At 38.7% G+C, this 14064-nt stretch carries 11 protein-coding genes; 3 read left to right on the top strand and 8 right to left on the bottom strand.

The genetic code is table 11. The features are described 5' to 3' along the window. Positions 1-15: 15 nt before the first annotated feature. The 4 genes from MN204_RS17475 to MN204_RS17460 are packed head-to-tail and all read right to left on the bottom strand — an operon-like array spanning position 16 to position 4148. A complete protein-coding gene (locus MN204_RS17475) occupies positions 16-1314 on the bottom strand; it encodes an ABC transporter substrate-binding protein (protein WP_249872375.1) in 1299 nt (432 codons plus the stop codon). A 24-nt stretch (positions 1315-1338) separates the two neighbouring features. Continuing rightward, positions 1339-2178 carry a carbohydrate ABC transporter permease gene (locus MN204_RS17470; RefSeq protein WP_249872374.1) on the bottom strand — a complete coding sequence of 280 codons (840 nt, stop codon included), beginning with the start codon at positions 2176-2178 and terminating at the stop codon, positions 1339-1341. Positions 2179-2193: 15 nt separating this feature from the next. Continuing rightward, complete coding sequence (locus MN204_RS17465; protein WP_249872373.1) at positions 2194-3066, bottom strand: carbohydrate ABC transporter permease; 873 nt, start codon at positions 3064-3066, stop codon at positions 2194-2196. Further along, positions 3054-4148, bottom strand: a complete 1095-nt coding sequence (locus tag MN204_RS17460) for an ABC transporter ATP-binding protein (protein ID WP_249872372.1) — start codon at positions 4146-4148, stop codon at positions 3054-3056. The genes MN204_RS17465 and MN204_RS17460 overlap by 13 nt, the downstream gene beginning before the upstream one ends. Before the next feature lie 196 nt (positions 4149-4344). Here MN204_RS17460 and MN204_RS17455 point away from each other — a divergent pair, with 196 nt between their 5' ends. Beyond that, a complete protein-coding gene (locus MN204_RS17455) occupies positions 4345-5112 on the top strand; it encodes a DeoR/GlpR family DNA-binding transcription regulator (RefSeq protein WP_249872371.1) in 768 nt (255 codons plus the stop codon). 194 nt (positions 5113-5306) lie between these two features. On the opposite strand, the gene MN204_RS17450 is transcribed toward MN204_RS17455, so the two are convergent. The 3 genes from MN204_RS17450 to MN204_RS17440 form a co-directional block, all read right to left on the bottom strand. Next, positions 5307-8363 (bottom strand): efflux RND transporter permease subunit, encoded by a 3057-nt coding sequence (locus MN204_RS17450; protein ID WP_249872370.1) that lies wholly within the window; start codon positions 8361-8363, stop codon positions 5307-5309. 430 nt (positions 8364-8793) lie between these two features. Further along, positions 8794-9393: a DUF6438 domain-containing protein gene (locus MN204_RS17445; protein WP_249872369.1), complete on the bottom strand. Its 600-nt coding sequence runs from the start codon at positions 9391-9393 to the stop codon at positions 8794-8796. Positions 9394-10485: 1092 nt separating this feature from the next. Continuing rightward, complete coding sequence (locus tag MN204_RS17440) at positions 10486-10923, bottom strand: CBS domain-containing protein (protein WP_249872368.1); 438 nt, start codon at positions 10921-10923, stop codon at positions 10486-10488. 408 nt (positions 10924-11331) lie between these two features. Between MN204_RS17440 and MN204_RS17435 the strand changes: the two genes are divergently transcribed. Continuing rightward, positions 11332-11844, top strand: coding sequence for a DUF3231 family protein (locus MN204_RS17435; RefSeq protein ID WP_249872415.1), 513 nt, complete (start codon positions 11332-11334; stop codon positions 11842-11844). Here MN204_RS17435 and MN204_RS17430 read toward each other — a convergent pair. Then, positions 11841-11993, bottom strand: a complete 153-nt coding sequence (locus tag MN204_RS17430; RefSeq protein WP_249872367.1) for a hypothetical protein — start codon at positions 11991-11993, stop codon at positions 11841-11843. The two genes, MN204_RS17435 and MN204_RS17430, sit on opposite strands and share 4 nt — an antisense overlap. A gap of 355 nt (positions 11994-12348) precedes the next feature. Between MN204_RS17430 and MN204_RS17425 the strand changes: the two genes are divergently transcribed. Beyond that, complete coding sequence (locus tag MN204_RS17425; RefSeq protein WP_249872366.1) at positions 12349-13815, top strand: DHA2 family efflux MFS transporter permease subunit; 1467 nt, start codon at positions 12349-12351, stop codon at positions 13813-13815. The last annotated feature ends 249 nt before the right edge of the window (positions 13816-14064 follow it).

Genomic DNA, 14064 nt, shown 5'->3' with positions numbered 1-14064 from the left:
TCCCAGATTCAATTTTTAATTGTTGTTATATTCATCTAGTGCTTGTTGCGCATTTACTTTTGCTTCCGTTAAAGCTTCTGCTGCTGGAACATTTTGCAATTCTACCTTATCCACAGCAATACTAATCGCGTCAAAGATTTTGCCACCAGTTGGGTCTACAAAATCGGGACTTCCTGTTTGTGCTTGTTGATATGGAACAGATGCGTATGGATTTTCTTCTATAAATGCTGCATAATCAGGAACTTCCATCGCTGATTCTCTTACAGGGATGTAACCTATTGCTTGAGCCCAGTCTGCATTTACTTCTGCACTGGAGAAATAGCTCATAAATTGGTAGGCTGCTGCTTTTTCTTGATCACTATTGATTTCAGGTACAGCCATATATAATGCACCAACAGTTGGATTCGGATCATTTCCATTTAAACCTGGTTGTGGAATGGAATCGATAATTTCAAAATCAAGATCCCCTTTATCACCGGATGAGCCTGTGTAACCTGCAGCAGATCCGTTCATAACTTCATCGATTGTACGGTACCAATATTCCCAACCTTGTCCACCTGAATTTACTTTCATTGTTTCTTCCTCATGAAGTTGGGTACGCATAAATTCCCATGCTTCCACCCATTCCGGGCTATCGATCATTACTTCTGTACCAGCTTCATTTAAAATTGCTCCTCCATTACTTAAGGCTATATCGATTAAGTTACCGGAACCCCACATTGGCAGGTGACCGTAATTGACTAATCCGGCTTCTTGCAATTGTTTTGATGCTTCAGCTACATTTTCCCAAGATGAAAATGCTTCCTCTGGATTAATGCCCGCTTCTTCATAAATGTCTTTTCGATAATACATGACTTGAGTTGTTCCGTATGCTGGAATACCATACAAGGAATCATTAATTTTTGCTGGTTCGATAAATACATCAAGAAAGTCAGCTTCATCATAAATACTATCTGCTTTCGCAAATTCATCAAGTGATGCAAGGGAATCTCTTAAAGCTAAATTTGTCATTGTATCTAAGTCTGTAATAAATGCTCCAGGTGCATTTCCTGCTGCGATTCCAGCTTGCAGTTTTTGATATGTTTCTGAGTAGCTTGCTTGTGGAACAGGTTTTACAATTACTTCATCTTGAGAGTCATTAAAACCTTCAACAATTTCTTTCATTTTCAAATCAGCTTCACTACCTAATCCATACCAAAATTCAATTTCAACTGGACCAGCAGCCTCCCCTTCTCCATCTGTACTGCTTGAACAAGCAGCCATTAATAATGTCAATACGGATAAGACGAAAAACAACGTTATTTTTTTCTTCATGTGTATTCTCCTTTTATTTTTAATTTATCCTTTCACACCGTTATCACTGATTCCTTTAATAAACCACTTATGCAAGAAGATAAACAAGATTAATAGTGGTAAGACGGCAAGAACATTTGCTGCCATAATTAAAGGCCATTGATCGGCGAAAGTACCTTGGGTTGTAAAAAATCGATTTAATCCTACCGTAATCAAATACTTCTCTTGACTACTTACAATTAATGATGGCCATAAGTAGTTATTGTACATTTGCACAAAACTAATTAATGCCGCTGTAAAAATGGTAGATTTGCTCATCGGAATCATGACTTTCATTAAAACCGTTAAGTCATTCGCTCCATCTGCTCGAGCTGCTTCGACTAATTCTTTTGGAACTTGCAAAAATGCTTGGCGAATAAGAAATATCGTAAATACACTCGCAATGTTGGAAATGATGATCCCTGTCAGTGTATCCAGCAAACCAAGTCTTGCAACAATGACATAGCTCGGCACATACGTCGCAGCTGCTGGCAGCATGTACGTAATCAAAATCGAGTTAAATAATAGATTTTTCCCTTTAAACTCTAATTGTGTTAATGCATAAGCAAACATACTGGATGAAATAATTTGAAAGACAACGATAAATATTGCTGTTACGGTACTGTTATAAATATAGAGACCAAAGGGGGCAAGCTCCATTGCCCTGCTGAAATTATCCCATTGCGGATTACTAGGTATCCATGTTAATGGGACCGCAAAGATTTCATCCGATGTTTTCAATGAACTTAAAAACATCCAAACCAATGGTAAAATCATGACTGAACCAAATAGAATCAGCAGCAAATAGTTAACAAATCGTTTCGGTTTTGTTGCTCCATTGACCATTTCAAACGAACCTCCTTAATAATGCACCCATTTTTTCGAAGCATAGAACATGCTTAATGCTAAAACCCCTGTTATCAATACGATGATGGTTGCCAGTGCCGTAGCCTGCCCCATGTTAAATTGTTCAAAAGCCATTTGATAATAAAGGTATAATAACGTTCTGGTGCTTCCTGCAGGTCCACCTTGGGTCATCACTTGAATCTGGTCATACGCTTGTATCGCATCAATCGCAGAAATGATTACAAGAAATAGTGTAATTGGTGATACGAGCGGAATAACAATCGTTTTAATTTTTTGCAGCCACGATGCTCCCTCTATATCACTTACTTCATACAAGTCGTTTGGAATTTTCGAAAGGGAGTCTGCGTAAAATAACATCGCCCAACCCGCATTTTTCCAAACGGTAACGATGATAATCGCCCACATGGCCGTATCGGAATCGGTAAGCCATTGTGGTTGTGGTAAATGAAACCAACCTAAAATTTGGTTAATGAGACCTACATCCGCTTGGAAAATCCATGACCAAACGATTGACATTGCAACCATCGGGGTAATCCATGGCGAGAATAAGATCGAACGGAAAAAGGTAAGCCCCTTTAATCCTTCCTTTAATAAAAGCGCAAGAAATAAACCGATAATGATGGTTGGGACAATTGTCCACACCGAAAAGAAGATAGTGTTTTTCAATGCTTCATAAAAAGTTTCACTCGTTAACGTATTTGTATAATTATCAATTCCAACATAATCAAATGAAGGACTGATATAATCCCAGTTCGTGAAACTAAGCCACAAAGACACGAGCATTGGAAAGAACCAAAATACGAAAAGAGGGATTAAAGGGATTCCAACAAAAAACAATAATTTGAACGTTCCTCTTAGTCGACCCACGCTGTCATCCCCTCACTTTGATACAAGGACTCTTCATTGTTTGGATCAAACAGATGGATTTTTTCATGAGGAAAACGAAGGTAAATCCGATCGTTCTCTTTTACCATCACATCTGGGTTCAGGCGAATAATAATTTTAGATTGTTCGAGTTTTCCATGTACATGTAGGTCTGCTCCCATCATCTCGACAAATTCTACATCCATGGCCAAGCCATCATTTTCTGTGGCAAGAACTACACTTTCTGGACGTATGCCAAGGATGACTTTGCCTTGATGATCAATCGGTCTTGCTAATGGAGCAATTTCTTTCCCCTCGGAAGTCATCAGCTGGTTGTTCACGACTTTCGCATGGATGAAATTCATAGCTGGTGCACCAATAAAACTAGCAACAAACATATTGTTGGGGTTTTTATAAATTTCTGTTGGTGTACCGATTTGCTGAATATGTCCATCTTTCAACACGACAATTCTCGTAGCCATAGTCATTGCTTCCGTTTGATCATGGGTAACGTATATCGTTGTCGTTCCTAACGTTTTATGTAATCTAATAATTTCTTCGCGCATTTGCACACGTAATTTCGCATCAAGATTGGATAATGGTTCATCCATTAAAAAGATATTCGCATCTCTGACGACGGCTCTTCCTAATGCTACTCGCTGTTTTTGCCCACCTGATAAATCTTTTGGCTTTCTTTTCAAGTAGGGGGTTAATCCTAAAATGCCAGCGGTTTGTTCCACTTTCTCTTTAATGATAGCTTTCTTTACTTTTCTTATTTTCAAACCGAAAGCAATGTTATCAAAAACCGTTAAATGCGGGAATAACGCATAATTTTGAAAAACCATTGCAATGTCTCGGTCTTTGGAGGGAACATGATTGACGAGTTGATCGTCCATCCACAACTCTCCGCCTGTAATCGATTCTAAACCTGCTATCATTCGTAATGTAGTAGATTTACCACATCCAGACGGACCAACAAAAACGATAAATTCCTTATCATCTATATCTAAATTAAAGTCATGGATCACTTTGTCACTTTCTTTGGTGTATTGTTTGGATACATGCTGCAATTTGATTTTGGTCATGGAAATGTATTCACCCTTTCTACAAATCTTTGTTTTTATTGTTTTTTCTTTGTTTCTTGTCCACAAATCAAATTATAAATAATAAATGTAAACTTCAATCGCGGATTTTGTAAATTTTTCTATAAATATGTCTAGATAGAAAAATATGAATTTCACTTGTATAATAAAGAAAAAACTAGACTTAGAGAGTGATACTATGCTTAAAAACGATAGAGTGACGTATATTTTAGATTATTTACAAACGCATCACACCGCTAAAGTTGGGTTCTTAAGCAATAAATTAGCTGTAACTCCGGAAACAATCAGGAGAGATCTCGAATATCTTGAAGAAAGAGGAGAAGTGAAGCGAGTTCATGGCGGGGCTATTTTAAAACAAACGAATATCTCTGAAACAAACTTTTTAGTTAGGGAATCCATCAATATTAAAGAGAAACAACAAATTGCAATGGAAGCCTGCCATTTTGTCAAAGAAGGGGATTTTATTGCATTGGATGTCAGTACAACGAACACGGAAATCTCCAAGCAACTTGTGAAAAATTTTAATAAGTTATCAATCTTCACGAATTCCTTGGTTATTGCAACCATCTTAACGGAAAATCCAAATTTCACTATTTTTTTACCGAATGGGAAACTTAGAAACTCGGAATTATGTATCTTGGGAGCGTCTACAGTTTCTTACATTAACCGCTTTCATTTTGATACATTCTTTATGAGTGTTAGCGGAATTTCCCTAAAAGAAGGATTAACGGACTACGGTGATGGAGAGTTCGAAGTGAAGATGGCGATGTTTGCCAATTCCATTAAAAAATTCGCAGTCGCTGATCACACGAAATTTGATAACACAGCAATGTTACGCATCGGTGATCTCCAATCGGTTGACGGAATCATAACCGATTCAATGATTTCACCTTCCATCTTAGAAGAATACGAGAAAAATGATGTCCACCTATTTTATTCCCAATAGGAAACAGGGACACGGATTAAAATCAGACTAAAATCTTCTTCGTATGATCAAGAAACATGTATCTGCAACATGTTAAGGCCATTCCAAAAGAGTTTCCCCTTTGGAATGGCCTTATTATTAACTATTTTTTGTTACACTACGTTTAGATGTTGTTTCCTTTATCTAATCCATTTTGAGGAACAGGCTAATGTGCATTAAATCGCTTCTCCCTTTTCCTCTACCATCTCCGCCTGCTCTTGTTTCTTATTCTTTCTCCCAAATAATCGGCCAATTCCATTTCCCATTGCATTAAACGTCCTATAGACAGCAGGAATCAAAACCAACGTTATAATGGTTGCGAACAAAAGCCCGGAAATAATCACGGTGGCCATCGGTGCCTGATAATTACCTGTAGTTCCAGAAGCCAAAGCAAGTGGTAGCATGCCGCCGATTGTCGTAAACGTCGTCATGAATATGGGACGAAGACGATCCATCCCAGCCCTGCTAATTGCCTCATTTGCGGAAACTCCATCTCTTCGCAGTTGGTTCGTACGGTCAATGAGAAGGATGGCATTATTTAATACAATACCAATAAGCATAATAATTCCCATTCCCGACATGATACTGAGCTCCCGCTGTGTAACGAACAAGCCGAGAATTACACCGACAATTGTCATTGGTATAACGGACATAACAATGATTGGGTGTGCCAAATGATTAAATTGTACAGCCATAACTAGATATACGAGGAAGATGGATATGACTAGAATCAGAATCATATCAAATATGAGTTCCTGCTGTGTCTCCAGTTCCCCTCCAGCTGAAATCGTATATCCCGACGGCGTTTCAAAAGCACTGATTACGTTCTGTACTTCCCTATTGACAGTCCCTAAATCCGTGTCTTCCATATCTGCAGAAATCGTTACATATCTTTCTCCGTCGATATGCGAAATTTCATTCGGCGTATCCACACTCCGCAGTTCAACGAAATCTGATAAGCTTCTATCCCCTTCCACTGTAGGGATTTCCAAGCCAAGCAGATTCTCTTCATTAACCATTTCTTCATTCCATTTCACTACTAACGGAACAGTTTGTTCATCCAATACAACTTCACCAATTGGCATATGAAGAAACGCCTCTTGGATAAATTGGCGTACCTGGATTTCGGATAACCCGGCATCCTCCATCGCTTCTTCATTCAAATCGACTACTTTTTCAATAGAAGTCCGTTCAATTGAACTGTTTATGCCAACAAGTCCCACGATTTCCTGAAGCTCCACGGTAAAATCTTCCACGATTGCGTGCATTTCTTCATAATTTTGCCCTTTAATCTGTATTTGAACCGGCTGACCAACACTTAGAGACATCGCACTTTGAACACTGTTAATCGCGGAATCCTCTTCCAATTCACGCAAGGAACTTAATATCTCCTCATTAACCTCTTTCTGTTCTCTTGTAATCTCATCACCTTTTGTCATATTAATGAGCGTATAGAACATCGAGCCATCTTCAATAATGTAACTTGATTCCACGTCGTCAATTGCAGATAGCGTTTCATCTATTTTCAGAGCAGCTTCCTCTACTTCTTGTGCAGAGACACCAGTTTCCAGATCGATCATTAATTCGGTATACCGATTCAGCATATCCGGCATAATCGTCATTGGAATTTTAAATAATAGAAACATCGATCCCCCGAACATGAGGAAAAATATAATAATCATAGCGATACTATTGCGTTTCTTCTTAACGATCCACGAGACGAATTTTCCGTAACCTTTTACGATTCTTCCTTCTTTTCCTTTTTTCCTTTTACGAGTCTTCAGGAATTTCTCTGACAAAGATGGAATGATTGTAAAGGATACGATAACAGAACTGATTAACGTAATTGCAACTACTGCAGACAGGATAATCATAAACTGCCCTACTTCCCCACCCATCAATCCGATAGGCAGAAATACAACAATTGTCGTCAGCATCGAAGCGATAACTGCCGAAGCGACTTCTTTTGTTCCTTCGAGCACCGCTTTCAGAGATTGAAAACCCTGTTCCTTCTTCCTATAAATGGATTCCAATATCACAATCGATGAATCAACCATCATCCCAATTCCTAGCCCTAAAGCAATAAGGGAAAGGATATTGAAACTGTAATCCAATAACCACATTGTGATAAAGGTTAACAGGATCGAGGTTGGAATGGAAATCCCAATAATTACTGTCGCACGAACATTTCGTAAAAACAACAGTAAAATAACGATTGCCAATATACCACCGATGAGGATATTACTCGTCACCCCATCAATGGATTCCTTTACATAATCGGCTTGGGCAACAAGTTCATTTAACTCGAAATTTTCCACTAATCCTTCATCTCTTATGTTTTGAACTTCTTCACGGATCGCCTCTGCCATTTCGATTTGCGTCACATTGGAGGTCCGGCCAACTTGAACAAAAATAAATTCCTTTGTTCCATCTTTCCATACATAGGAGCTATTTTCTAATGGCTGTAAGGAAACATCAGCAATTTCATCCAACTCCATAAAACCTTCCTGTGTTGGAATTTTAATCGTTGATACTTCTTCGACAGATGTTAAATCTGTTTCCCAGCGAATAGATGGTTGTGCTCCCTCCTCCTGTAATTCTCCAAATGTCGCTTCTGTATTGGTCTGTTGAATAATGGAAATGACTTGTGAACTATCCAATCCATTTTCTGCAAGGCGTTCGCGATCAAACTCGATGCTCATTTCATATTCCTGGATTCCCATTAAAGAAACATCCCTTACTTCGGGAAGTTCCTCCAGGCGAGGTTCCAGAATATCCTTCGCAAAAGCTGTGACGTCATCCATATCTCCATTGGAAATGTCCATATAAAATTCATAGTTTTGACTCAGGCTCATTTGGTCTGCTATTACTTCTGTGACTGCTGATACATTTGAAGTGACAGCGTTAACGGCTAATTGGACTTCTCTAGAAACTTCTTCACCCCGGCCCTTTTCAATCATAATTTGTATACTGCTTTGACCGATATTACTTGTCGAATAGATTTCATCCACACCGTCTATCCCTAAAATACTCCGTTCAATTGGAGTGGTAATGGTTCTCTCCACTTCGATTGCAGCCATTCCCCCTGCATTGACAGAAACATAGGCCGCATCGAAATCAACTGGTGGCATTAACTCCCTATCAAGCTTCGTCAACGAATAAAATCCTAAAATAAGTACTAACACAGTAGCTAAACTTACTAAAATTTTCTGTTTAACAATAAACTTTAACAAGATCTTTCCCCGTCCCTCGTTTTTATTTATAAACCCTAATCAGTATACTAGAAAAATACTATAAAATGCTGTAAACCATTTATAATTTACAATAAATTTAAGTACAAAGCACCATGTTCTTCAGCATTTTAAAATTAAGCTGGTTTCTAAAAATTGTGACTTTGAGTTTGATGTGCCCCATAAAAGTTAGAGTTTAGTATGAAGCAGCTAATTGGCTAGTGTGAATGCTACGATATTTGTATACTGCGTCTTCACATTATACTATTTTAACTTTTCAGACACTACCCTTTGGACTGATTTCACCTAGAACTTTAGTCTTAGAAAGGGACAGGAAAGGTATCTCATCCACTGAGGGATCAACAACACCATTTGAAATAACTTGATGCTCCTCATCCAGGATTGTATTTAATTTACATGAAAATAGGTTGAATTACTCTACCGTGTCATAACTTTTGTCGCTTTTCATCACGACATAGGGAAATAATGACCCTGTTGTCTCTTTCCCTATTTTGATTACTTTGCAATGTTCGTCTGCTTCCGTCATATTTACTGCCTCTTTTTGGTTTGGTGCAACTACAATATAAGCAGCATGATCTGAGCGAATATGATAAATATATAAGGTTTGTTCTACATAGCGTTTCGTTCCAATAATACGTTCCACCCGCTTCTCAAATTTTTCAAGACTCGTAAGTGAATCTGTTAAGTGCGTTTCCTTCTGATCCTTATTCCCCAAATAGTGATCGACCTCTTTTACAAAGCCATCTTCATATTCAACCCTTGTGATGCAATGTGGCTGATCCGTTATAAACGGGCCTCCCTCTTTATAAGTAAAAACCCGATAATTAAAACTTTCCAGAAGTGCCGCCAATTGCTGTACTTTTTTTTCTGAAATCCGAAAAGTCGTTTCCCCCATGAAAGAAACGTGACCTTCCCCATTCCAGTAAACCATTCCATCCGGAGTAACTTCCACTTGATATATCGGACATGTTCCATAGCATTCAGTGCGTTCCAGAGACAATTTTTTAAACATAGATCCATAACCTCCTAGAAAAATTTAATTTTTACGCAGAAGGAACTACATGGCCTTCCCTTTTTTCTTATCCATATCCTTTAGCCGTGACATCACTAAGACTCCACCCGAACAAGGATAATCACCGAATATTAGTCGGTTCAGCTCCTTGCCGTCAAAATTGTTCACTAGTCAATAAAAAAACTTATCCTTTTGCTTCCTATTCACCTCATCCCATCTAAGAACGAATTGACCCTCTGCTGCATTAATTTTAGTTCGGCTGAAAACACATTTTATCGTTGCTGCTTATCTATCTCCAAGTCTAACAGGAAGGTTATACAATGTAGCGTTCAGGACAGGTGTTTGGTTATTTCTGGGAAAGTAAGACATTCACCCAAAGGCTTTTTATACCAAGTTTTCTAAAAAGAACTGTTTTCATTTTTCACTAAGAAAAAGGACGAAAATGATGTTCATTGCTCTCTAATTCCAGGCGGGAAATGATGTTCATACTGCTTATGAAGTTCATTTTTCTCTAATTCCAGGTAGAAAATGACGTTCATCACGCTTATGAAGTTCATTGCTTTCTAATTTCAGGTCGGAAATGACGTTCATCATGCTTATGAAGTTCATTGCTATCTAATTTCAAGTCGGAAATGATGTTCATCACGCTTATGAAGTTCATTGCTATCTAATTTCAGCTGGGAAATGATGTTCATACCGCTTATGAAGTTCATTGCTTTCTAATTCCAGGTCGGAAATGACGTTCATTGCTTTCTAATTTCAGGTCGGAAATGACGTTCATCATGCTTATTAAGTTCATTGCTATCTAATTCCAGGCCGATAATGACGTTCATCACGCTTATGAAGTTCATTGCTATCTAATAATTTTAGATAAATAATTACGTTCATCGCTTTGGTAGATAACGGCTACTTCTTCATATATCTAATACCTTGCCAGCTTGCATATACTATTTCTTTTCCTACGTAAATGGGAAATATTATACATGAGAAAAAAGTGTCTGCCCTATTGTTTTAAGTGTAAAAACAATAGGGCAGACACTTGAATGAAAATATATTAGAAGATTACTGCTTTTAGATAAGTTGAGCTATGTTCTACGACTGAGGCGCAGAAGGTGTTGAAATACTTGAAAGCGCCTGCTCAGCCTCATTTGCATATTGATTTTGCACAGCGAGGTCTCCCAATGCTACCATTCCAACGATCTGATTGTTCTCTACAACAGGCAGTCGACGGATTTGCTGCTCAGCCATTAACTGTGCCGCCTCGTGTACATCCATATCTGGTGTACCTTGGACCATTTGTTGTGCTGTCATGACTTGAGAAACTTGTGTTTGCGCGTTTTGACCTTGCGCAGTTGTACGTAAAGTAATGTCCCGGTCAGTTATAATGCCAACCATATGTCCACTATTATTTACAACTGGTACAGCCCCAATATTATACTGACTCATAATGGCAGCAGCCTCTTGAACAGATTGGGTTTCATTAACTGTCATAACTTGCGACGTCATAATATCTCTTAACGATTGTGACATACATATTACCTCCCTATAGTTGGTTCATTATAGGTTGGTTTATTTTTGCATTGTTATGCGTAACAGGTGCCCTAATTATTTTTTAACTCATTTGCACGAGGATAGTAATCGTTCCCAGACGTCGAATGGAGCGCTTAATTTTGTTCCTTGAGCGTTCGGGGACTTGCCTAAATTAATTCGTGAAAAGGATCTTTTGCATCCCCCATCATATAAGATGGACCCTGTGCACTTATACAGTAATATGGTTAGATTTTCTTTACTATTAACCCTGGCCAATTAAAGTAGCGCAAACGAACACTGTTTATAAAGTGAATAAAATCCTATTCCTTGCACAAACTGTACGTATGTTTACCCTCTGCAAGGAGGAAAATATTTATGAATTTCAAAAACGCAATAAGGAGTGTTTTTATGGGAATATTAAGCGGGAATCCAAAAAATGAACCGATGCACTATGGTGAAGTTTTTGCAAATTGGTCATTTCTTTTAGCAGCTAAAGGAATGGTTGCAGGTTACCAAACCAAACTAAACCATACTGGTGACGTGGACCTGCAAAAGTTACTTGAAGAAGCGATTCAAGGCGCACAAGAAGAAATAAAACAAATTGAAACTTTATTAAAAGATAATGGTATTGGATTACCTCCAACACCTCCTGAACGCGCGAAAGCTCGATTAGAGGACATTCCAACAGGAGCTCGTTTTCAAGACCCGGAGATATCAGCTGCTTTGTCTGCAAATATTGCTGCAGGTTTAGTTTTATGTAGTCAGATCATAGGTCAATCCGTCCGAGAAGACATCGCTATGATGTATGGACAATTTCATATGCAAAAAGCTGCTCTTGGTGCAAAAGTTCTTCGACTGAACAAGGAAAAAGGCTGGTTAATTCCACCACCATTGCACCATTATAATACCGAAGACTGTTAAACGACAAAAGGAACAGAATATATATTCTGTTTCTTTTGTTTTTCCATACTACCACCCAGTATATTATTTTTCATCGGGCAATAATCTAAAGTACCTTCCCTCATAACTTCGATGTCCACTCCACGTATTAACGCTGCTTCATCAAACATAGATCCTATCTTTTTTGTAAACGTTTATCTGAAACCCTCCTGTAAAGCTTATCTGCATCTAGTAGACATTCTTAACGACAAAAGAACATTCATTCTACAATTTCACTTAGGAGCGACGTTTAGCTATAAAATTGTCTACTTTAAATAATTTTTTAAGTGTATTGTCAACTAATCAACCGTTTTAGGACGTGGTGTAGAGCGCTTATTTCGTATTTCCTAACGGTGAGGGATATGTGGGGACGCTTATTAATTTCTCTATGTAATGAGGTTTCTTTATTGAAAACAATTGCAACGAGGTATATGATATATTTTATGGTTAAACGGAATTTTGCTGATTCCAATTGGAGGAAAAAAGATGAGTGAGTCACTAAACAGCGTCAGTCGTCCAAAGTATGGTATTATTGCCATTTTGATGATTGGTGCCTTTATTTCGTTTTTAAATAATACTTTATTGAACGTTGCACTGCCTTCCATTATGGCAGATTTAAACATTACTACCGCTACTGCCCAGTGGCTGAGTACAGGTTATATGTTAGTTAACGGTATCTTAATTCCGACTACTGCCTTTCTCATACAAAAATATTCTGTTCGTCATTTATTTTTGGCAGCAATGCTCCTATTTTCCGTAGGGACGGTGCTGGCCGGATTTGCTCCAATGTTTAACGTACTGCTTGCAGGCCGCATGATTCAGGCATCTGGTTCAGCGATTATGATGCCACTTTTAATGAATGTTATTCTGGTTAGTTTCCCTGTTGCAAAACGTGGTACTGCAATGGGAGTCCTTGGATTGATTCTGATGTTCGCACCAGCAATTGGGCCGACACTCTCCGGGTGGATTGTGGAGCATTATAATTGGAGAATGCTGTTCCACTTTATTGCACCGATCGCGATTGCCATCCTTCTGCTCGGCTTTTTCTTATTAAAAGATAAGAAAGATAAAGTGAACATCGATTTTGATGGATTTTCTCTCGTCTTATCGAGCATTGGTTTTGGTGGGTTGCTGTATGGATTCAGTTCAGCGGGGTCCCTTGGGTGGAGCAATCCTCAAGTTTACGTGACACTTATCGCAGGTATAATTTCGCTGGTCCTGTTTATTCAGCGTCAAAGCAAACTAAAACAGCCGATGCTTAATTTTGATGTGTTTTCCTATCCGATGTTTTCATTGGCTGCGATTCTCATGATTGTTATTAACATGGCGATGTTTTCAGGATTTATGCTCTTGCCGATTTACGTACAGACCATTCTTGGTGTTTCCCCGATGGAAGCTGGATTAATGCTTTTACCGGGAGCTATCGTTAGTGCCATCATGTCTCCTATAACCGGAAGACTGTTTGATAAGTATGGCGGGAAAATTCTCGCCATCACGGGGTTAACCCTTATGATGGGAACGACCTTTGCGCTTAGTAATTTAACGTTTGAAACGAGTTATTACTACTTAATGTTCATCCATGTAATCCGGATGTTGGGGATGTCCATGGTTATGATGCCTGTACAGACCAATGGATTGAATCAGTTGCCGGTCGATTATTATCCGCATGGGACTGCAATGAACAATACGTTGAATCAAGTATCGGGAGCAATCGGTACTGCCTTGATCATTACTATTATGGCTACTCGTGAAAAGGGGTACGCCAACAAATTAACCGAAGCAATGACCGGACAGCCGACAGCTGAGGGGAAGCAGCAAATCGCACTGGAAGCAATGCTTGGAGGAATCAATGATGCATTCCTCGTGTCTACCTTCATTATTGTGGTAGCACTGATTCTTGCATTCTTTATAAAACGCGCAACCCCTGAAGAGAATAAAATCCAACTCAGATAGGTGCCTGTCACTCCGTGGTTTTTGTCGAATAATAATTATAATCGTGTATCTGGGCTTGCAGTGATCCGCTCACTTCTAGTCAGTTCATTAGAAAACTTGGCGAATGCCTTCGTTGCACTTATGCAGTAAGGAAGTTTATACTTTCTTACTTACTAAAAATAGCCTTTCATTTTCTCTGATGTGAGACATGAAAGGCTATTTATTTCTATACATGCCGGCTCATGCTGCCCTTTCACGAGAAAAAGTTTC

Source organism: Oceanobacillus saliphilus (assembly GCF_023522835.1).
In the GTDB taxonomy this organism is placed as follows: domain Bacteria; phylum Bacillota; class Bacilli; order Bacillales; family Amphibacillaceae; genus Oceanobacillus; species Oceanobacillus saliphilus.
This window is presented reverse-complemented; position numbering and strand designations above follow the sequence as displayed.

Excerpts from the sequence above, each read along its gene's own strand:
- MN204_RS17475 (WP_249872375.1), bottom strand. The coding sequence starts at position 1,314 with ATGAAGAAAAAAATAACGTTGTTTTTCGTCTTATCCGTATTGACATTA.
- MN204_RS17470 (WP_249872374.1), bottom strand. The coding sequence starts at position 2,178 with ATGGTCAATGGAGCAACAAAACCGAAACGATTTGTTAACTATTTGCTG.
- MN204_RS17460 (WP_249872372.1), bottom strand. The coding sequence starts at position 4,148 with ATGACCAAAATCAAATTGCAGCATGTATCCAAACAATACACCAAAGAA.
- MN204_RS17455 (WP_249872371.1), top strand. The coding sequence starts at position 4,345 with ATGCTTAAAAACGATAGAGTGACGTATATTTTAGATTATTTACAAACG.
- MN204_RS17445 (WP_249872369.1), bottom strand. The coding sequence starts at position 9,393 with ATGTTTAAAAAATTGTCTCTGGAACGCACTGAATGCTATGGAACATGT.
- MN204_RS17440 (WP_249872368.1), bottom strand. The coding sequence starts at position 10,923 with ATGTCACAATCGTTAAGAGATATTATGACGTCGCAAGTTATGACAGTT.
- MN204_RS17435 (WP_249872415.1), top strand. The coding sequence starts at position 11,332 with ATGGGAATATTAAGCGGGAATCCAAAAAATGAACCGATGCACTATGGT.
- MN204_RS17430 (WP_249872367.1), bottom strand. The coding sequence starts at position 11,993 with ATGTTTGATGAAGCAGCGTTAATACGTGGAGTGGACATCGAAGTTATG.
- MN204_RS17425 (WP_249872366.1), top strand. The coding sequence starts at position 12,349 with ATGAGTGAGTCACTAAACAGCGTCAGTCGTCCAAAGTATGGTATTATT.